Origin of the sequence: Colwellia sp. BRX9-1, from assembly GCF_014077195.1 — a bacterium.
Taxonomy (GTDB): Bacteria; Pseudomonadota; Gammaproteobacteria; order Enterobacterales; family Alteromonadaceae; genus Colwellia_A.
Map to the genome: position 1 here is coordinate 25378 of NZ_JACGVM010000007.1, position 21548 is coordinate 46925.

Here is a 21548-nt window from a genome sequence, read left to right on the forward strand (position 1 = left end):
ACATTGGTTAAGATATTTTCATTTTACGTCGTAAGCCGACTAAAGATAATGCCAGTAATGCAAAGTAGGATAAGCTACCGCCACCGCTACTATCACTTGAACTGCTCTCCTGATTAATCAGCGTATTTTTTACCGGAGATAGGCTTTCAGACGTTGTGGTTGAACTATTTGAAATGGTAACAGTACGAATGGTTACAAAATTCTCATCTGCAGGTACAAAATTACTATTAGCACATTGCTCGTCGGTATAGTCTGGCATTGGTATACTTTGACAAATGGGTAACTGAGCTATTTTATCGATATTATCCATACCTTCAATCACTTCACCAAACACCGTAAAACCACCATTTTGTCTATCTAAAATAGCGCTATTATCTTTATAATTAATAAACCACTGACTGGTTGCACTATTGGGACTGTTTGCTACTTTTGCCATCGCGACAGTTGCTCTAACATTTGAATACAATGGCTCATTTTTTACAGAACTATCAACATCAATGGCCGTTAATGGAAAGTTTCCGTTAAATTCAAAGCCTCCCGCTTGCATAATAAAGTTAGGCACTAAACGATGAACAACAGTATTGTTGAAATCCCCGTCATTAATGTACCTTAAAAAATTTTCTACTGTTTTAGGCGTGGTTTGATCGTGTAAGTTAATTTTGAAATTCCCTTGAGAAGTTTCAAATTCAACAATTGTCGCATTACTCGATACTGATAATAGTGTCGCAATAGAAAATGCACCCGTTAGTACGAGTGATTTAGGAGAAGTTTGATACATAGTAACCTTAAATTTATTAGGGATAATAATAGTTGAATACAATGCTAGAGATACTAAAAGTATTAGTCTAAAACAACAAGAGCTTTTCTTACCTGTAAATTTGAGTTTGTGGTTGTAGCGTTTTTTTTCAGCATATCAATGAGGCTATAAAAGCGGTGAGAGCTGATAACGTATATCGTTATTAACGACATACGTTAAATAAATCCCAGTATATTTGAGATTAAAATAAAAAAAGTCGTCTGAATTTACCTAATGTGATTTAAAATCTGAGCAAAAAGTACCAGTAGTTAACAAACATTTAAAGTGAATGAAAAAAACGATTAGTGCGTGGTAAAAAGTTATTATTGTAATCTAGAGAAAAAGCGACTTGACTAGATTTGCCAACAATTTCCTTCCTTGGCACTAAGCCAATTACCCGTGAATCTGCACTATTATCTCGGTTGTCGCCCAGAACTAGATACTGACCAGTAGGCACTATAACTTGGTTGAAGTTATCCAATTGTGACGCCAACTTACTGGTTCGAATAAAATGTGGCTGGCCATTGATCGTCTCAATCTTGTCGTGGTAATTGTTCGATGGTAGGTTTGTTGTTGATTCTTTTTTGTAGCTAATCACTTGGTTGTTTATAATTAATTTATTGTTTCTCATAGTAACTGTATCACCTGGAACACCAATTACACGTTTTACTAAACGTTTATCTGAGACCACTGAATCAAAAATAATGATGTCATTGGTTTGTGGTTCGGAAAGTGTAACAAGAGAAATATGAGTGAAGGGTAAGCGAATATCATAAGCCATTTTATTAATAAAAATTCTATCGCCTTCAACAATTGTTGGTTTCATCGAACCTGTAGGTACGTCACTCCAGTCAGCGACAGCGCTACGAAAAACTAACATTAAACCAATAAAAATAAATAATAACTTATTTTCTTTCCATAGTTTCTTGAGACTATTTTTCATTTTCTTTCCTTTTAAATATTGATGACACAGGTATAGTTATTAACAGAAAATCTTAGTTTATTATGACCATTATTTTTTGATTTGTTGCTTATGAAATGTAACGGATTATGACAACTTTACTGTTTAACAAGGAAAGAGCTCATGAATAATGCATTAATAATAGCTTTGTATAATTTTTAAAAAGTAAACTTCGTTGGTCACTCCACTTGCTAGTGTGAAACTTATTTAGTGTTCATATCACTATAGGTTTCGAGCTTAAACTATCGGTCGCTAAGGTAGACTAGATAAAATCAAACGTTAACTTGAGAACAAATAAAAAATTACTATTTACTTGAATTTTTTATTAAAGCTAAGGAGAATTCCTGTAGAATTTACCTGTATTTGTAAAGTAACTAACCAAAACGATTATATTAATGACTAAAAAGATAAAAGTACCGTTAAAACATAAAAACGCTGAATCAGCTGAGATAACCTTAGGTTTAACCGATCCTAAAAGCCCAAGTAATGTCGGTGCTGTAATGCGCGCAGCAGGATGTTATCAAGTTGATAGCGTACTCTACAGTGGTGTTAGGTATGCAAGAGCCGCGAAATTTCATACCGACACACAAAGTGCCAGTAAAAAAATACCTTTAATTGGTGTTGAATCTTTGGTGGAAAGTTTACCCGAAGGGAGCAAGCTAATATGTGTTGATTTAATTGAAGGAGCGGTGCCATTGCCGGCCTTCATTCACCCTAAAAATGCTATGTATGTGTTTGGCCCTGAAGATGGCACTATTAGTCAGGCTGTTATCGATAAAGCTGATGCTGTGGTATATATTCCAACGAATGGTTGTATGAATTTGGCAGCAACAGTAAATGTTTTACTTTATGACCGCTTAGCAAAGTCTGCAATAGCTATTGGTGACGATGAACTTATCCGAAAAAGTAGAGATACAAATAACACGGTAAAAGTGAAACAGTAAAATGGCTTGTTGATAGTGTTAATCTAACGATTTGTTCATAAAACAAACAAAAGAATTAATAAAGTCGATAAAAAACTTGACTCTTTCTGTCAACGATATACAATGCACGCAGCTAGAAAGTACTACCTATATTTATGTACCAAGTTTCGAAGTTATGTTAGTAGCTCGTCCTGTTTAATAAGTCATAGCAACACTCTCAGCATCATCGTTTTAGTGAATTAAATTTATTTAATGGCTAAAACAAAATTAAGATTAATTATATTAAACAAATAGGATACTATTATGTCTACAACTACTGGTACAGTAAAATGGTTCAACGAGTCTAAAGGTTTTGGTTTCATCGAGCAAGAATCTGGTCCTGACGTTTTCGCACATTTTTCTGCAATCTCTGGCGACGGTTTCAAAACTCTAGCTGAAGGCCAAAAAGTACAGTTTACTGTAACTCAAGGTCAGAAAGGTCCTCAAGCTGAGAACATTCAAGCTCTTTAATTTTGTATCTTGAGCTAACTTAGGTTACCTCATACAAATAAATTGCTAAAAAGGGTAAGACTTATGTCTCACCCTTTTTTTGTGGGAAAAATTTAGTTTCAACGTTTAAAACTTAAGATATGCTTTCAGCTTACCAAGCTCTATCTACTTCGAATAATTTTAAATACGATTATGCACAAGTTAATGCCGTTGCCAAACTTGATGATCTTTCTGAACAAATCTATCAACATGAGCATAAATCTTGGCTTGCTAAACGACTGAAAAAATCGTCTGCTATTCGTGGGATTTATCTTTATGGGAGAGTCGGTCGTGGTAAAACCATGCTTATGGATCTCTTCTTTCAAAATTTAGCCGTTACTGCTAAAAAACGTATTCACTTTCATCGCTTTATTGAAGAAGTACATCAACAATTAAATTTATGTACAGGACAAAGTGATCCATTAACGTTTATTGCTAAGCAATGGGCTAAAAAGATCAAAGTACTGTGTTTTGATGAGTTTTATGTTTCAGATATTGGTGACGCTATGTTGCTTTCTGGCTTATTTCAGGCGTTCTTTCAACAAGATATTATTTTAATCGCTACCTCTAACTGTCGACCCGAAGAACTTTATCGTAATGGGTTACAGCGCGAAAGATTTATGCCTACCATAGATTTAATTAACGATTATTGCCAAGTATTATCGGTTGATGGTGCTGTAGATCATCGCTTAGACCGTTATGATGAAACCGCAATCGCATATCGTGATTATACTTACCCATTAAATAACAAAACGCTTAGACAAAGGTTTTTAGATATTACGGGTATTGTAGGCACTTCAGGTAATATAACCGTTAACCACCGTAAAATCCCTTTTCAAGCGAAAACAGATACTATTATACTTTTTGATTTTTATGCACTATGTTCTGGTCCTAGAAGTCAGCGAGACTACATTAGCCTAGCTGATCATTTTAAATTAGTATTGCTTGACCAAGTTCCTCAATTTGATGGAGAGCGCATAACGTCTGTGATATCAGGCGTAGAAGATGACTATCAACGCGACGGTAAATTGTTAAGCCAACTTCGCCACTTAGATGATGAAGCTCGGCGCTTTATTGCTGTTGTTGATGAATTTTATGATAGAAATATACGACTTATTATTAATGCTGAAGTTGATATTATTGAGCTTTACCAAGGACAGCAATTAAGTTTTGAGTTTGCTCGCTGCCAATCCCGTCTCATTGAAATGCAACAATTAGCATATTAGCCACAAATGTGTTTATTTCACTAATAAATGGTATTTAATTTTCATTTTATTTTATGTTTATTTTGTATCTTATTGAATTTTATTGGTTTTACTAGTTGGCACTAGTTTTGTAATGTCTATATTAAGTTAGGCATTATTTAATCGATAACAATCGAAGGGCATAATATGAAAACACTCATCGCAACAGCACTTATATTGGCAAGCAGCAGTACGTTCGCTTCCACCGCATCTTTTACAAATGACTCATGCAATGCAACAATATCTGGTGGTATTAAAATTACGCCAACCGCTATTGAATTCTCTAAAAGTAAACTGCCACTCTATAAAATTGTTGATAATGAACGATTATATGTCAATGGTGTTCAAGTTGACTTAACAGATAATCAGCAATCCTTGGTTCATGATTATTCGTCTGGCATTAGGGCTGCAGTTCCACAAGTAAAAAGTGTTGCATTAGATGCTATTGATCTTGCGAATGACGGCATTAATTTAGCGTTTAATGAGTTACTCGGTCAAGATAATACGCTGAGTGCTGAAATTACTAGTCAACTTTCAGAGATACGTAAAGAAGTTGATCTGGGCTTAACCAGTGATAATGACATTTATTTTGACGAGGATGGTTTTTCAGGAGAAAACTTTTTCAACGAAGATTTTGAGCAACGTATTGAAAGTGCAATAGAAAAGACGGTGCAAAATTCGATTGGTAGTTTAATGATAGCGGTAGGGCAACAGATGCTTTTCTCTGGTGGCGATATGAACGCTTTTGAATCTCGTATGGAGGATTTCGGTGAAAAAATGGAAAACGAAATGGAATCTCGTGGCGAACAAATTAAAAAAAATAGTGAAGTACTTTGTCAATCTGTTGTCGACATCGATGCACTTGAAGACAGGTTAACTAACGAAATAATAGTGTTAAAAGACTTTAATTTATTAACCACTACTGTTTCATCTAAAAACACTAAAGAACTTATGTAATTTTAACTAAATATAGATAAAATTCTGTATCGCCTATTATAACATGGGCGCGTTACTCTCTAATCATTGACAATAAAAACAAGTAAATAATTCAGTTACTTGTTTTTTGTCAATCGAACCATTGACTTAATTAACTGCCATTTGTCATCTGTGACTGCTCGTCAGCCCAAGAAAGTGCTTGGTTGTAATCTCTAATGACTTTTTCCTTTTCTATACCTAACTTCTTCATAACAATAGTGGTTTCATCCCATTGTGCATGTTCAATGTACTCTAATAACTGGATTAATTCAGCCAATACGCCTTTCTTAGTGAGTAAAGAAATCTTTATCTCTTGCGCAAGTGGTAACTTTTCTAAAACAGTTTCAAGTTTTTCATCTAAAATGGCATCAATTAATGATAATAAGCCCGTTAAGAAAGCAATAGATGAATCTATTGGAGCATTTATATCCTTTGAGACAAGTTCACAAAATTTAGCACGAGCCATCGCTGAATTAATTAACTCTGAAGGTTTATCAGGGTTAACATTTATAGCAAACATCAATCCTAAAAAGCGCTTTAATTCTTGTGACCCTAGTGTTACAAGTGCTTGTTTTATCGTTGATATTTCATTGCGTCTGCGAAATATCGCCGAGTTAACATATCGTAAGAGTTTATAAGAAAGCGTTACATCGCGTTCAAAGACTGAAGTAATACTGATTAAATCTAATTCGGGTTTTGATGTTTCATAAAGTAACTCAGCCATGGCAATCTGTGATGGAGAGAGACTTTTAGTTTTTATCATCTCAGGCTTAGCAAAGAAAAAGCCTTGGAATAGTTCAAAGCCTAATTCTAGTGCTTGATTATACTCGTCGTAAGTTTCAACTTTTTCTGCAAGCAATTTAATATCAGGGAAATTAGTAATCGCTTGTTTAACTTCTTTAATTTCTTCAATAGTGGATATTTTCCAATCTATTTTTATTATTTTGATATAAGGGAAAAAATGTATCCACACTTTTTGATGTTCATAATCATCTAGCGCTAGTGTATAACCTTGTTCATAAAGATCTTTGCAAATAGCTAATAGCTTTTTACCCGGCTTAACCGTTTCAAGAATTTCAACGACGACTTCATCAGTGGTCAGCATATTTGCGTAACCAAGACTTAATGTTTCAAGGGTAAAATTAATAAAGGCGGGCTTATTACCAGTAAATTCTCCTATACCTAAGTTAAATTTACTTGCTTCAATCATTTTTGTGGTGGCTTCATCGCCATCGATATCAGGAAAAACGTTGTCAATGCTGTCTCTAAATAGCAATTCATAGGCAAAAAGGTTTTTGTCTTTATCTAGAATGGGTTGCCTGGCGGCATAAAAATACATAAAAATTCCTGATATTTTCGTAACTATATTGAATATATTGGAAAAAGGATAAATTAGCATCAACTATTTTTATATATTAGTTGCTGGCATAAGAATATTACATGGATAATACCTTTAATATAGTTGAAAACAATAAAAGTATAGTAATAGCAAAATATCTAGTCATACTAGCTTAATCTATTTTTTGCTTAGTAACAGAAGTTTTTAACATTTTTTTTACTTAGTAAAAATATAATAATACTTTCGGAGGTTAATTTGGCATTTGGTACATTATTTTCTTTAGGTTTATATTTTATTGTTATGATCGGTATAGGTTTATATGCCTTTAAAAAATCGACCAGTGACGCAGCAGGTTATATGCTAGGAGGGCGTAATCTAAGTCCTTCAGTGACGGCTCTTTCCGCTGGGGCTTCTGACATGAGTGGTTGGATGCTAATGGGCATACCAGGTGCTATGTATGTGACAGGTTTAAGCAGTATTTGGATCGCCGTAGGTTTAGTGATCGGTGCTTATTTTAATTATTTAATTGTTGCGCCTCGTTTGAGAACTTATACCGAAGTAGCAAATGATTCGATAACGTTACCTGATTTCTTTGAAAACCGTTTTAATGATAAGCGCCATTTGCTACGCGTAGTTTCATCAATTGTTATTATTGTCTTTTTCACGCTTTATACTTCATCAGGTATCGTTGCTGGTGGTAAATTGTTTGAAAGCTCTTTCGGATTAGATTATGAAGTTGGGCTCTACGTTACCGCAGGTGTTGTTGTACTTTATACTATGTTTGGTGGTTTTTTAGCCGTAAGCTTAACCGATTTTGTGCAAGGGTGTATTATGTTCGTAGCACTTGTGCTGGTACCTTTTGTGGTTATAAGCGATATTGGTGGCGTACAAGCAATGAATGATGTTATTCATTCTATTGATGCTGAAAAGTTTAATATGTTCAATGGTGTTAGTGCGCTGGCGATTATTTCAGCGATGGCTTGGGGCTTAGGTTATTTTGGCCAGCCACATATCATTGTGCGCTTTATGGCAATCCGGTCAGTTAAAGATTTACCTGCTGCTCGTCGTATTGGTATGACTTGGATGATCGTTTCTATTTGTGGTGCTATGGCAACTGGTTTTGCTGGTATTGCTTATGTGGCGAAAACGGGCACAGAATTAACCGATCCAGAAACTATTTTTGTTTTATTTTCTCAGGTTTTATTTCACCCTCTCATTTCTGGCTTTTTATTAGCCGCTATTTTAGCTGCAATAATGAGCACCATTTCTTCTCAATTATTAGTGACATCAAGCTCATTAACCGGTGACTTTTATCAAGCGTTTCTAAATAAAGATGCTACTGATAAACAGCTTGTTTTTGTTGGCCGTTTATCTGTACTTCTAGTTGCTATTGTTGCGATATCTTTAGCTTATGACCGAAATAGCTCTATTTTAAGTTTGGTTAGTAACGCTTGGGCAGGATTTGGCGCCGCATTTGGACCACTAGTTATCTTAAGTCTCTACTGGAAAAAAATGAACAAACAAGGCGCTTTAGCAGGTATGTTAACGGGCGCTATAACCGTTCTTATTTGGATTTATGCTCCGATAACTGTCGGTGGTGAACTATTGAGTTCAGTGATGTATGAAATTGTTCCTGGTTTTATACTTTCAACAATAGCGATTGTTGTGGTGAGTAACTTGACCGCGGCACCTGATGAATCTGTTGAAAAGATGTTTGATGAGATGATAGAGCAGCACAATATCGATTAATGGTATTGTAAACTCGCTCAAATAAAGCCCGTTATTGATGTTCAATAACGGGCTTTTTATGTTCAGGATGAACGGTCATGATTTTTGTTCCTGACAAATCATAAGTACCTCCATCCCTGGAGGCAATAGTGTGGTGCCAAGGATGGCAAGGAACGTATATGTTCAGGATGAACGGTCATGATTTTTGTTCCTGACAAATCATAAGTACCTCCATCCCTGGAGGCAATAGTGTGGTGCCAAGGATGGCAAGCAACGTATATGTTCAGGATGAACGGTCATGATTTTTGTTCCTGACAAATCATAAGTACCTCCATCCCTGGAGGCAATAGCGTGGTGCCAAGGATGGCAATGAATGTATATGTTATTTTAATCTCTATTTTATTGAGGTCAGTACTAGATACTGAAACGAGTTCAGCATGACGATCTTGGTATCTGTTGCTTGAATTGAGGTAAGTACTAGATACTGAAACGAGTTCAGTATGACGACTTTAGCTTCTGTTGTTTGGAGGTGAGTACTAGATACTGAAACGCGTTTAGCATGACGATTTTGGTATCTGTTGCTTGAATTGAGGTAAGTACTAGATACTGAAACGAGTTCAGCATGACGACTTTGGCTTCTGTTGTTTGGGAGGTCAGTACTAGATACTGAAACGCGTTGAGTCTGGGGATTTGAGTATTAATATGATGGTTTCAGTGCAAGAGCAATGGAGTTTTAATAAGAGGGGATTAAGAACGTCGTCGCCATGGTTTCATGTGCGACGACGTTAACAGTAAAATATTATTTTTATGACTTAAATAGACCAGCTAATATTTCTATCGATGGCTGTTTGCCACTGCGTAAGCGATTCACTTTTGTCAGCAACTACAATAATATTACTGTTTTTAAAGTGTTGGGATTTTCCTATTAATTTATCTGTTGAAAAATCAGCGGTAAATTCAAGCTCTTCATTATTGGGAACAATAAAAACAGTGACCATGCTTGTTGCACCTTGAAAAACTAAGTGCAGGCTTTTCATGCCATCAAACCGGCAATAATTAGCAAACATTAATTTGCCTATGCTATCTGTAAAACTGCCATTAAACGTCGCCATTTTATCGTTAAGAGAGGCTAAGCTCACATTTGCAGTTGAAGTGTTAGAGAAATGTCCTTCTTCATGGGCAATATGAGCTATCGCATAATCCCCTAGGTTGTTATATGCATTAGAAAACTGCATAAAATTAATCGTTAAACCCATAACAAAGGCAACAGACGCAGCTAAAGCTAAACGCACACGACTTTTACGTTTTTGCTGCTGATGACTGGCCATTGTTTGACGTAAAATAAGTTTATCGCTTAAGCCTGTAGGTACTTCAATATTTAACGCTTGAAAGAGTTTACTGTCTAAACTTTCAAGTTCTTGTGTAAAATTTTGCTTGGCAGGGTCACTGTGAATTGCAGCAAGCATATCTTCATCACGTGTATTTGGATCTGCATAAATACGACGTCTAAATTGCAAATCATCCATTGTATTGACCTCTAACTTTGGGAGTATTATCTAAAGCTTCTTTTAATTGATTACGCGCTCTAAACAACCTTGTCATCACGGTATTCTTATTTAAATCGAGCTGTTTAGCTATTTCTTCACCTGAAAAACCACCAATAATTTGTAAAACTAATGGCTCTCGGTATTCTTCTGGCATTTGTGCTATTTTTTCACGCAGCCAATAGTTTTCAATTTCTTGCTCGCTACTTGTTGATTTAGTATCGGTAATAGTGGCTTCTTCATATTCACTCATATCAAATCGTTTACGTTCGAAACGACGAGCATTCTCTCGTCGTAAAATTGTGATCAACCATGACTTAGCTGCTTTTTCATCTTTTAATGAATCTAAAGCTCGCCATGCCCGTAAAAATGTCTCTTGCACTAAGTCTTCAGCCACATGTTTGTCGTGACATAGCCAATAAGCATAACGGAATAAATCGCCATGCAAAGCTTTAACTAGTGCTTCATATCTAACTTGTTTTGTTGCCATGTTGTAAGAGACCTGAGCTGACATTATTTTATTTCGCTTTTAACAATATATTTCATTTTTATCTTGGGTTCAGAGTTACAATTTTAGCTTCATTTACTTTTAATCCTTGCTTATTAATCGCTTGAATTAAGCTTGTTAAGGCCTTTCCTTGCCAAGTTTTTTGCTCTTTCCCATAATAACATTGCTGTAACAACTCAATTTCGTCCTGAAATTTCTTATCATTAATCTCGATTAACGCATCATCAAGTGTTGCTGTTATTTTGTTACCTGCTTTTGCTTGTAAGGTATTTATCCATGGCGATATTAAAGAGAGCACTTCTAAGCCCTGATTTTTTTTACAGGCGGCTAATAAAAATAAGTAGGGATTATTATTTATATTATCAATCTTCGTTGTTTTTACTGCCAATGGTCTAGAGCGTTTTGCACTGATAAACCATGCTAAAGCAGTAAGTAGCCATAAGGTTAAAAATAGCCATTGCAGCCAGGATGCCTGAGTAATAACAATTTTTTCTGTTGGAATAAGTGCTTTGTTTTGCTGGTTTTTCATGACAGCTGGAGCGGTGTTAAGCTCGCTATTAGGTAAAACTGTAATTTTTTGAGCAGCAATTGTAGCGATTTGATAACGGTTAGTGACGGTGTTCCACCACGGAATACTTATCTCTGGTAGTTGATATTCGCCAGGCTTACTGGCAACAATGGCAAAATTTCTAACTTTTTGGCTAACCAAATGGCCACTGCTCATGCCGGTATGTAATTGAGCTTGGTCTGGATAGACTTTCAGGCCTTTGGGCACCGTCATCTCTAAAAGTGGTAATTGTTCTTCGGATAAACCTGCTGCAGTTAAGGTAATGATGCGCGTAATCGGCTCGCCTACTTTGAACGTTGTTAAATCAGGTTGCCAGTCTTGATGAATAGCCAGTAAATTACTCGGTAACCACGTGCCTTGAAATGTTTCAGGGATAGGACGAACTACCAGTTGAATTTCATCGCCAATGACACTAACAGGTTTAGTTTCTGAAAAGCTAAACATGTTATTTCTTCGCGTTGAAGGCACTAAGATTTCGCCAGAGAACAGCGGTGACTTTAACGTAAATTCACCGCTATTTTTAGGACTTATTGCATAGGTTCTTTCAATAACTCGATAGCGACGGCCATTAATAATAGTATCTTCTTCTTTATCTTTTCCAATTTGAGTAATGCTGGCGCTTTCTAACGTTGGTTCGCTTAAGCTGCCACGCTTCAATTCTGCAGCAAAGTGCAGCTTTACTGTTAAGGTTAATTGTTGTTGAACATAGACTTCTTTGGTCGATATTTCAGTGGTAATAAAAATGTCTTGTTGTTTGTCAGCAAGCGGATCATTTTCAGCTAATATTTGTACTTTTATGGCTTGAGAGTTTATGCCCGCTATAGTGAAAGGAGGAATAATAAAATCGCCTGCTGATTTGCCTATTAGCAAAGTAGTCCAGGTTGTTGTTTGTGTCGTTTTAAAATTAACCATACTGGTTTGAGAACTTACCGATGTTCTACCAACGACAAAGTCTTTTAATAACGCGGAGGTATTTAAAGCGTTGGTGTCGACATCGTCATCTATGGTGATTTTTAAAATAAAAGACTCATTAACCACGATAGGATTCTTATCAATAGTTGCACTAATTTGAGTTGCCGCAAACGCATTAGGGGTAAAAAGCGTATTACTGAGCAAAATAGTTAGTAGGGCTATTATTGTTTGGGTCATTATTTTTACCATTGTTTTTTTCCTTTTGCGCGACTACTTCGACTATTACGGCGCTTTTGATATTCGAGCTGCATTTTGTTTCTCAGTAACATATAAGGATCATCAGTTACTTTGTTGAGTAATTGTTGGTGTTTTTGTTCGGTCTCTTCTGCTAATTGTTCGGCGGCACGAAGCTGAGCAGGTGTTTGCTCGGGTTGGCTTGGGTCGTCTTCTTTACCTTCCTCTTCTTTAGCTTGTTTTTCCTGCTCGGCTTTATCTTTTTGTTCTTGTTGAGACTTTTCTTGTTCGGTCTGCTCTTTGTCAGTCGCTTCTTTTTGATCATCTTGTTGCTCAGATTCATTTGGCTGAGCTGGATCTTCACTGTTTTTCTGCTCTTGATCTTTCCCCTGATTTTCTTGCTCGTTTTGTTCTTGCTGCTCTTGATTTTTGTCGTTGTTTTCTTCGTTGTTCTGTTCTTGGTTTTCTTGTTGCTGCTCTTGTTGTTTTTTTAACTCTTCAAGGTAAGCTTTATTAGCTTTTGCATCTTGATGCTGTGGCTCTTTTAGTAACGCTTGTTCATACGCTTTAATTGCTTCATCAATACGTTTTAATTGCGCTAGAGAATTACCTTGGTTATACAGAGCTTCCGCAGTGTTTTGGCGTTGAAATGCTTTTAATGCTTGCTCGTAATTTCCTGAGCGATAATAAGAGCTCCCCTGCCAAGATGAATCTTCAAAACTAGTGGCTGCCTGCTCAAAAGCTTCACTGTTGAATTGTTGTTGTCCTTGTTGGTCTTTGGTTTGCCATAAATTTTTCCAAAAATCATCAGTCACCTGTTTGTCTGGGACTGATTCTTTTGTTAGCACTGCATTGGGTTTTGTAGTGCTTGGTAATGTTGTGCTTTGCGCGTAGCTTTTATCAACGGGTGACATTAATAATATGAATGGCAATATCGCTAATAAACGGCCTCGGCGAAAGTAGGGCAATAACAAGGCTAAGACTAAAAATAATAGATAGGGACCCGCTTCTTGCCATTGATCACCCGTATTTGAAGATTCTTTTTGCTGTTGATCTTCAATATCACTGGGTTGTCGAAGTAACGCTTCAATATCACTATTATTGTTAGCGAGTGTTGCATAATAACCACTGCCTCTTTTTGCTGCGCCTTTTAAGGCTGATATTGATAATTTAGGGACGATAATAGAACCACTCGTATCTTTCATCAGTTCACCATTATTAAGCTTTATTGGCGCTCCAGTTGTTGTGCCTATGCCTAAAATATTCAATCGATGATTATTGCTTCTACTCCAATCGGTGATGTCTTGAATGTCATAATTATCGATACCATCAGTAAACCAATATATATCACCTTTGCTATGACCAGCATTAACCAGCATATCGTGAGCGAGCGTTAGCGCAGCTAAAGGGTTACTACCAAGTTCTGGCATTAATTCAGGGGACAAAGATGGCAATAACAATTTAATATTATTAATGTCGGCTGTCAGAGGGCTAATCGTAAAAGCATCACCAGCATAGGCGATTAAGCCTATTTCACCTTCATTTAATTGTTCTAGTAAATCAATCGCTTTGTAACGCGATCTTGTTAATCGATTGGGTGCAATATCAGTAGCATACATAGAATACGACATGTCCATGATCAACACCGAGCCACGTGCTATTTGATAAACGGGTTGTGGCAGTTTTTTCCACGTAGGTCCGGCTAAAGCTACAATTGCTAATAAACCTATGATAAAAGGTAAAGTAAGTGACAACTTCTGCTGACTGTCTTGCTTATCAACCAAGACGCTTGCTAAATGTTTTGGAAGCAATTGTTGCCAGCCGGATTGGCTCAACCGGTATTTTTTGAGGAGTTTTAACGCAAAAATTAAGGCGATGATGGCTAATAACCACCAAGGACGAATAAAGTGAAAGTCAGCCATTTTAACTATTCGCTCCTTTTAATGTGATAGTGGGTAGGTTCAGCCAAATTAGATAAAGAAATGATAATAATAATGCTGCAGATAATGGCCAATAAAATAATGCCGTAAGGGGACGCATTTGTTGTTGGTCTTGCTCTATCGGTTCTAGCGCATCGAGTAATTGATATATTTCACTCATATCTTTACTGTCACGGGCACGAAAATAATAACCACCCGTTTTGCTAGCCAATTGTTGCAACGACTCTTCATCTAATTCGCTAGATGGGTTAATGCGACGTTTACCAAAAATTGAATCTTGAATCATTACATCAGCGCCAATGCCCACTGAATAAATGGTAATGTTTTTTGCTACTGCGAGTTCTAATGCTTGTTCTGGGGTTATTTTACCCGCCGTATTTTGACCATCGGTTAACAGTAATAACACACGATTTGATTGTTTCTTTGTATCAAAGCGTTTTACTGCCAAAGCAATAGCATCTCCAATTGCAGTTTGTTTACCGACTAAACCTAATACGGCTTCATCAAGCATCTGCTGTACTGTTTTTCTATCAAAGGTCATTGGTGTTTGCATATAGGCATCATCACCAAAGAGAATAAGACCTAAACGATCACCGGTGCGACGTTCAATAAACTCACCTAATAATACTTTTAACATATCTAGGCGGTTAACGGTGCTGCCATTTATTTGCATGTCTTCAACTTGCATACTGCCAGACAGATCTACAGCTATCATCATTTCGCGCCCTTCGGTGGGTACATTTACTGCTTCGCCGAGCCATTGCGGCTGACTGGCAGATATAACAATTAAGCTCCAAATCAGTAAAAACAAAATAGGTGGAGACTTTTTAGTTTTAGCTGAAAAACGTTCACTAGAAGTATTTTGAATTAGTATTGGCATTTTTAATGCTGCCGCTTGGTTTTGATTCTTTGCTGGTAATAGATACATTAATAATGGTATCGGCAGCGCTAACAATACCCAAGGTAGTAGTAGATTAATCATGACTGTTTCTCATGTTTTGTTACCGAATTTTGCTTTAGTAACTGCGGCGGAAGCGCTTGACTGAGCCAAAGATGAGCGGCTTCCTTCAACGTTTCATTTTCTGAATTTTTAGTGAGCTGATATTTATGACTAAATTGCTGTTCAGATAAGGTTAGAAATTTTTCTTGATGCTTAATTGCTAACGTGTTCTTGAAAAAATCTTTTAATCGTTCGCCATGTAACGAGGCAATTTCATTTCGTGGAAAATACTGAAATGCAGCCCATTTTAATAAAGTGATTATTTCGTCATTATTATCGGTGCTTTGAAGTTTTGATAATGCTAATTTTTTAGCATGAGATAATTTTCGGCGTCTTTGCCATTTTACAGTAACGAAAATAAGCGCTATTAATATAGACGCAAGTAAGATCCACCAGCCATAAGCGAATGGGTAATTATGAACCTGCTCTGGTAAGTGAATATCTTTTAATTGAGCTAATTGCTCAGACGGTTGTTTTAACGCTTCCATGAGGCGACTCCGTCAGTTAATTGTTGCTCTAAAGTTTGACCTGATGAGAAGTGCAATACTCGGGCGCCTGCTTTAAGTAATAAATCTTTTTTCAATTGAACTCGTTCATTGGCTTGTTGATGATAATTTATAGTCGCCTTTTCATCACCAATCAATAATTGCTGTCGCGAGTTTCCGTCGGTCACCGTAACGTTCATTTTATGTTTACTATTAGGTAAGTCGTGCTCAAGCGGATCACTTATCAAACAGACAACTAGTTCACAATGACGACTAATATGGGATAAGTGGCGGATAGTTTCTTGGCTAATATAATTACCATCGGTGATTAAATAAACCAAACTTCCAGGGCGAGCAAGTTGTCTTAGTCGTGCACAATTCTCTTCAAAAGCAGCATTAGCAGAATTATGCTGTTGTTCAATAGACGAATGTTCTTCGTGTTTTTGCTGTTCGATAGATAACGTATGTTGATGAGTTTCTACTAAACTGTATAAATAATGAAGCACGCCTTGTTTGCGACTGCGCGGTTTTAATTCACTATGTTTATGTTGATTAAAAACAATACCGCCGACTCTATCGCCTCGGCCTTTAGCATGCCAAGTCACTAATGCCGCTAAGTGTGCAGCTTGTACTGATTTAAATAAAAGCTGACTACCAAACAACATTGAATTACTGAGGTCGGTTACTACGAGTACTGGACGTTCAACTTCTTCACGAAAAATTTTAGTATGGGTTTTACCTGTTCGTGCTGTTACTCGCCAGTCGATGGCACGTATATCATCACCATTTTGATAATGACGTACTTCGTCAAATTCCATACCTCGCCCTTTACTACGAGATAAGTAATTACCTGACATTTGACCATGCTGACTTTTACGCGCAGCGAGATCAATGAGTTTAGTTTTGTTTTGGTATTGAATTAATTCATCGATTGATAATTCAATACCATTACTTAAAACACTACTAAGCAGATTTGCAACGTCTTGCTGGTTTTGTTCTTTTTTTTGATTAAGCCACATAAATTTACTTACAAGATTGATCGTTCATTATTTGATGTTGTTAAAGCGATTAATGCTATTTAAGCAACAGCGACTAAGCTTAGTAAGTGATCAAGAAGTTGATTACTGTTAATACCTTCAGCTTCAGCCTGGTAAGTCAGCAAAATGCGGTGACGTAATACATTATGGAATACGGCTTGTACATCTTCAGGGCTAACAAAATCACGGTTATGTAACCAAGCTCTAGCACGTGAACATCGGTCAAGTGCAATAGTTGCTCGGGGACTTGCGCCATAAGCGAGCCATTTTTTTAATTGATCATCATATTTTTCTGGAGTACGCGTCGCCATAATTAAATCAACAATATAATTTTCAATAGCCGGTGCCATATGAATTTCCATCACTTGGTCGCGAGCAGCAAAAATATCACTTTGCGATATTTCTTTTACCGGTTTTTTACTTTCTTTGCCATGTTGAAGTGCTTCACCGCGGTTGAGCTTTAAAATAGCTAATTCACTTACAGCATCAGGATAATCAATTTCAATGTGCATTAAGAAGCGATCTAATTGTGCTTCAGGAAGAGGATAAGTACCTTCTTGTTCAATAGGATTCTGTGTTGCCATCACTAAGAATAAGTCAGGAAGAGGATAAGTATTACGTCCAACCGTAATTTGTCCCTCTGCCATCGCCTCTAATAAAGCGGATTGTACTTTTGCTGGCGCGCGGTTGATTTCATCAGCGAGTACTAAATTTCTAAAAAGAGGACCCGGCTGAAAAACAAAAGTGCCATCTTCAGGGCGATAAATATCGGTGCCGGTTAAATCAGCAGGTAATAAATCGGGGGTAAATTGCACGCGGTGAAAATCAGCTTCAATACCTTCAGCTAATGCATTTACGGCACGAGTTTTTGCTAAGCCGGGAGGACCTTCTACAATTAGGTGACCATTGGCAAGCAATGCAATAAGTAAATTTTCAACAAGGGCGTGTTGACCTATAATTTGTTGAGATAAGTATTCTTTTAGGGATGAAAAATGTTCAATTGCCATGCTAACTACCACTTACTTGTTTTTATTGTTAAACCTGTGGGTATATATATAAGGTTCAGGTACCATAAAACAAGGATTTTTTACAATTTGACATGATTTTTAACAATTTATTTTCGAATGAATAGCTCACGTTTTAGCTGGGAGTTGTATTTATTTCATTTGAGGTTAGAATAAAGCAATCAACAAGTGGTCAGACCTCTTGGTTTGAAGACGATAAAATTAGATATTACGATAGAAGGGTAAAACATGACAAAAATGAATTTAACGACTCGAAACGGAGAACGCATCGCTGTAGTGGCTGGGTTGCGAACACCTTTTGCAAAACAAGCCACTGCTTTTCATGGTGTACCAGCAGTAGATTTAGGAAAAATTGTCGTTAATGAATTGCTAAAAAAGCATGATATTGACCCTACTATTATCGATCAATTAGTTTTTGGCCAAGTGGTACAAATGCCTGAAGCGCCAAACATTGCCCGCGAAATTGTTTTGGGTACTGGCATGAATGTAAATACAGACGCCTATAGTGTCTCAAGGGCTTGTGCAACAAGCTTCCAATCAACGGTTAATGTAACCGAAGCTATTATGGCAGGTTATGTTGATGTGGGTATTGCTGGTGGTGCTGATTCTTCATCAGTTGCGCCTATTGGTGTGTCAAAAAAGTTTGCACGTATCTTACTTGATTTAAGTAAAGCGAGAAGCTTGGGGCAAAAAATATCACTTATTCGTCAGTTGGGCCTAAAAGATATTATGCCTGTTCCACCAGCTGTTGCTGAATACTCTACGGGTATATCGATGGGGCAGACTGCAGAGCAGATGGCAAAAACCCATAATATCTCTCGTGAAGCTCAAGATGAATTAGCACATCGTTCGCATACTTTAGCCACAAAAAGTTGGCAAGAAGGTAAGTTAGCCGGTGAGGTGATGACCGCCTACAGTGAACCTTATAAAAGTTTTATTGAAAAAGATAACTGTATTCGTGAGAACTCAGAACTTGCCAGTTATAAAAAATTACGTCCTTGTTTTGATAGAAAACACGGCACAGTGACTGCAGCAACAAGTACACCATTAACAGATGGTGCCTCTGCCATTATTTTAATGCGTGAAGGGCGCGCAAAAGAATTAGGTTATAAACCGCTTGGTTATATCAAAAGTTATGCTTTTGCTGCCATTGATGTTTGGCAAGATATGCTTATGGGGCCAAGTTATGCGACGCCATTAGCACTTAAGCGTGCAGGTATGGAATTAAAAGATTTAGATTTAATTGAAATGCATGAAGCTTTTGCAGCACAAGCGCTTGCTAATATGAAAATGTTTGCCAGCACAAAATTTGCCCGTGAGCAATTAGGTCAAGATAAAGCGATTGGCGATATTGATATGGCTAAATTTAACGTGATGGGTGGTTCGTTAGCTTATGGTCATCCTTTTGCTGCAACAGGTACGCGTTTAATTGTACAAACCCTTAATGAGTTAAATCGTCGAGGTGGAGGTACCGGTTTAACTACCGCATGTGCCGCTGGTGGTTTAGGCGCTGCAATGATAGTGGAGACTGACTAATGACTGTACCTAATAACACTCAAGCAAACGATGAAGCGCTTAAACAAGAGAGTAACAATATGAGTACGTTTACATTAATTCGCCAAGAAAATGGTATTGCTCATTTAGTGATGGACGTGATTGGCGAATCCATGAATACCTTGAAAGCTGAGTTTTCTGAAGAAATTGATACGGTATTAAAAGAAATACGTAATGACAATACGATTAAAGGTGTTGTCTTAATCAGTGGCAAAAAAGATTCTTTTGTTGCTGGCGCAGATATTAATATGCTGGCGAGCTGTCAAAGTGCGAGTGAAGCAACGGCTCTTTCTCGCAATGGGCAAATAATTTTTGATCAAATTGAAAACCTCTCAATTCCTGTTGTTGCTGCTATTAATGGTGCTTGTCTAGGTGGCGGACTTGAACTTGCTATGGCGTGTCATGCTCGTATTTGTAGTGATAATGGCAAAACAGCCTTGGGATTACCTGAAGTACAGTTAGGCCTATTACCGGGGAGCGGTGGTACGCAGCGTTTACCAAAATTGGTTGGTATTCAAAAAGCATTAGATATGATGCTAACAGGTAAACAATTACGCGCGAAACAAGCCTTGAAGATGGGCTTGGTTGTTGATGTTGTGCCAAACAGCATTTTAATTTCTGCTGCTGAAAACTTAGTGATAGCGGCACAAGGTAAAGCGAGTAAGATTAAAAAGAGTCAACGCAAAATCAGTGTTTTAGATAAGGCACTTGAAGGTAATGCGGTTGGCCGTAAAATAATTTTCAATCAGGCGACTAAATCTGTATTGGCTAAAACCAAAGGCAATTATCCTTCACCCCTCAAAATTATTGATAGTGTACGCAGTGGTATCGAAAAATCATCGGTCAGTGGTTACCAAACTGAAGCCGATCATTTTGGTGAACTTGTTATGTCACCAGAATCAGCTCAATTAAGACAAATCTTTTTTGCTACTACCGACATGAAAAAAGAGCAGGGCATCGAAGGTGTTAATGCTAAGCCGATTAGCCAAATTGGTGTTTTAGGTGGCGGCTTAATGGGCGGTGGTATTGCTTTTGTTAGTGCAACTAAAGCGAATGTTGATGTACGTATTAAAGATATTGCGCCGCAAGGTATCAGCCATGCGATGAAATATGGTTATGACATACTCAACAAAAAAGTTAAACGTCGCTTTATGTTGAAAAGTGAAATGCAAAAGCAATTGGCTAAAATTACGGGTTGTGTTGATTATAGCGGTTTTAAAAACGTTGATATGGTTATAGAAGCTGTTTTTGAAGACTTGTCATTAAAGCAAAAAATGGTTGATGACATGGAAAGTATTTGTGCTGAAGACACTATTTTTGCGAGTAATACCTCAAGTTTACCTATCGGACAAATAGCCGCAAAAGCTTTGCGCCCTGAAAATGTCATTGGACTGCATTATTTTTCTCCGGTAGATAAAATGCCGTTAGCCGAAATTATTGCACATTCAAAAACCTCTGATCAAACTATTTCAACGACAGTTGCTTTTGCTAAAAAACAAGGCAAAACGCCGATAGTTGTTAAAGACAAAGCGGGTTTCTATGTTAATCGTATCTTAGCGCCTTACATGAATGAAGCCGCCTTATTATTACTTGAAGGCGAATCGATTGGTAAGTTAGATAAAGCACTGGTTAAGTTTGGCTTCCCTGTTGGACCCATACAATTACTAGATGAAGTCGGTATTGATATAGGTGCTAAAATTGGTCCTATTTTACAAGCTGAATTAGGCGATCGATTTGCTGCACCAGAAGCATTTAATAAACTTATTGCCGATAAACGTTTAGGTAAAAAAGTGCAGAAAGGTTTTTACCTCTATAAAGATAAAAACGGCAAAAAAGTCACCAAAAAACTTGTTGATGAATCTGTCTATCCATTATTAAATATCATCATTAAAGATCAAAAAACAAATGATGAACTTGTCCAGCGTTGTGTTTTTATGATGTTGAATGAGGCTGCTAGGTGTTTAGATGAAGGTATTATTCGTAATGCTAGAGACGGTGATATCGGCGCTATCTTTGGTATCGGATTCCCACCATTTTTAGGTGGACCATTCCATTATATCGATACGTTAGGTGCAGAGGTGATTGTTAATAAGTTGAACCTGTGGAGTAGTGAACTAGGCGAACGCTTCAAGCCTTGCCAGGCATTAATTACCATGGCTGAAACAGGTAATAAATATTATTAGTAACAGGCAATGTTATGCCACCTCGGTGGCAATTTAACGAAAAAGAGGCAATTTAATGCCTCTT

At 37.1% G+C, this 21548-nt stretch carries 18 protein-coding genes; 7 read left to right on the forward strand and 11 right to left on the reverse strand.

What is annotated here, in order from left to right; translation table 11 throughout:
* Nucleotides 1-7: 7 nt before the first annotated feature.
* Both H4J76_RS08625 and lepB read right to left on the reverse strand, forming a co-directional pair.
* Nucleotides 8-778 (reverse strand): peptidylprolyl isomerase, encoded by a 771-nt coding sequence (locus H4J76_RS08625; RefSeq protein ID WP_182230441.1) that lies wholly within the window; start codon nt 776-778, stop codon nt 8-10.
* Nucleotides 779-1076: 298 nt separating this feature from the next.
* Nucleotides 1077-1739 (reverse strand): signal peptidase I, encoded by a 663-nt coding sequence (gene lepB, locus H4J76_RS08630; protein ID WP_182215073.1) that lies wholly within the window; start codon nt 1737-1739, stop codon nt 1077-1079.
* 413 nt (nt 1740-2152) lie between these two features.
* Here lepB and H4J76_RS08635 point away from each other — a divergent pair, with 413 nt between their 5' ends.
* The 4 genes from H4J76_RS08635 (at nt 2153) to H4J76_RS08650 (ending at nt 5409) form a co-directional block, all read left to right on the forward strand.
* Nucleotides 2153-2701, forward strand: coding sequence for an RNA methyltransferase (locus H4J76_RS08635; RefSeq protein ID WP_182215072.1), 549 nt, complete (start codon nt 2153-2155; stop codon nt 2699-2701).
* 282 nt (nt 2702-2983) lie between these two features.
* Entirely contained in the window at nt 2984-3190 is a 207-nt protein-coding gene (locus H4J76_RS08640; RefSeq protein ID WP_070376065.1) for a cold-shock protein, read from the forward strand.
* Nucleotides 3191-3309: 119 nt separating this feature from the next.
* Entirely contained in the window at nt 3310-4434 is a 1125-nt protein-coding gene (zapE, locus tag H4J76_RS08645) for a cell division protein ZapE (RefSeq protein WP_182215070.1), read from the forward strand.
* A gap of 165 nt (nt 4435-4599) precedes the next feature.
* Nucleotides 4600-5409 carry a DUF2884 family protein gene (locus H4J76_RS08650; protein ID WP_182215068.1) on the forward strand — a complete coding sequence of 270 codons (810 nt, stop codon included), beginning with the start codon at nt 4600-4602 and terminating at the stop codon, nt 5407-5409.
* A 130-nt stretch (nt 5410-5539) separates the two neighbouring features.
* Here H4J76_RS08650 and H4J76_RS08655 read toward each other — a convergent pair whose 3' ends face one another.
* Nucleotides 5540-6766, reverse strand: a complete 1227-nt coding sequence (locus H4J76_RS08655; RefSeq protein WP_182230442.1) for an EAL and HDOD domain-containing protein — start codon at nt 6764-6766, stop codon at nt 5540-5542.
* A gap of 255 nt (nt 6767-7021) precedes the next feature.
* Here H4J76_RS08655 and putP point away from each other — a divergent pair, with 255 nt between their 5' ends.
* Nucleotides 7022-8515 carry a sodium/proline symporter PutP gene (gene putP, locus H4J76_RS08660; protein WP_182230443.1) on the forward strand — a complete coding sequence of 498 codons (1494 nt, stop codon included), beginning with the start codon at nt 7022-7024 and terminating at the stop codon, nt 8513-8515.
* Nucleotides 8516-9306: 791 nt separating this feature from the next.
* Here putP and H4J76_RS08665 read toward each other — a convergent pair.
* From H4J76_RS08665 to H4J76_RS08700, 8 genes are read right to left on the reverse strand one after another with little or no spacing between them, the layout of a single operon-like run.
* On the reverse strand, nt 9307-10020 hold the full coding sequence (locus H4J76_RS08665) for a DUF3379 family protein (RefSeq protein ID WP_182230444.1): 714 nt from the start codon (nt 10018-10020) through the stop codon (nt 9307-9309).
* Nucleotides 10013-10528 carry a sigma-70 family RNA polymerase sigma factor gene (locus H4J76_RS08670; RefSeq protein ID WP_070377194.1) on the reverse strand — a complete coding sequence of 172 codons (516 nt, stop codon included), beginning with the start codon at nt 10526-10528 and terminating at the stop codon, nt 10013-10015. Before H4J76_RS08670 ends, H4J76_RS08665 begins: the two co-directional genes overlap by 8 nt.
* Nucleotides 10529-10586: 58 nt before the next feature.
* The gene (locus H4J76_RS08675; RefSeq protein WP_182230445.1) at nt 10587-12263 is read right to left on the reverse strand and encodes a BatD family protein; all 1677 of its coding nucleotides are present in this window, start codon (nt 12261-12263) and stop codon (nt 10587-10589) included.
* A 5-nt stretch (nt 12264-12268) separates the two neighbouring features.
* Nucleotides 12269-14182 (reverse strand): VWA domain-containing protein, encoded by a 1914-nt coding sequence (locus tag H4J76_RS08680; RefSeq protein ID WP_182230446.1) that lies wholly within the window; start codon nt 14180-14182, stop codon nt 12269-12271.
* A 1-nt stretch (nt 14183) separates the two neighbouring features.
* Nucleotides 14184-15182 carry a VWA domain-containing protein gene (locus tag H4J76_RS08685; protein ID WP_182230447.1) on the reverse strand — a complete coding sequence of 333 codons (999 nt, stop codon included), beginning with the start codon at nt 15180-15182 and terminating at the stop codon, nt 14184-14186.
* The gene (locus tag H4J76_RS08690; RefSeq protein ID WP_182222075.1) at nt 15179-15688 is read right to left on the reverse strand and encodes a DUF4381 domain-containing protein; all 510 of its coding nucleotides are present in this window, start codon (nt 15686-15688) and stop codon (nt 15179-15181) included. The genes H4J76_RS08685 and H4J76_RS08690 overlap by 4 nt, the downstream gene beginning before the upstream one ends.
* Entirely contained in the window at nt 15676-16704 is a 1029-nt protein-coding gene (locus H4J76_RS08695; RefSeq protein WP_182230448.1) for a DUF58 domain-containing protein, read from the reverse strand. The genes H4J76_RS08690 and H4J76_RS08695 overlap by 13 nt, the downstream gene beginning before the upstream one ends.
* Before the next feature lie 59 nt (nt 16705-16763).
* Nucleotides 16764-17729 carry a MoxR family ATPase gene (locus tag H4J76_RS08700; protein ID WP_070376075.1) on the reverse strand — a complete coding sequence of 322 codons (966 nt, stop codon included), beginning with the start codon at nt 17727-17729 and terminating at the stop codon, nt 16764-16766.
* Between the two features lie 246 nt (nt 17730-17975).
* Between H4J76_RS08700 and fadI the strand changes: the two genes are divergently transcribed.
* Together fadI and fadJ are read left to right on the forward strand one after the other, a co-directional pair.
* Entirely contained in the window at nt 17976-19283 is a 1308-nt protein-coding gene (gene fadI, locus H4J76_RS08705; RefSeq protein WP_070376076.1) for an acetyl-CoA C-acyltransferase FadI, read from the forward strand.
* Nucleotides 19284-19342: 59 nt separating this feature from the next.
* Nucleotides 19343-21484: a fatty acid oxidation complex subunit alpha FadJ gene (gene fadJ / locus H4J76_RS08710; protein WP_182230484.1), complete on the forward strand. Its 2142-nt coding sequence runs from the start codon at nt 19343-19345 to the stop codon at nt 21482-21484.
* Nucleotides 21485-21548 lie beyond the last annotated feature (64 nt).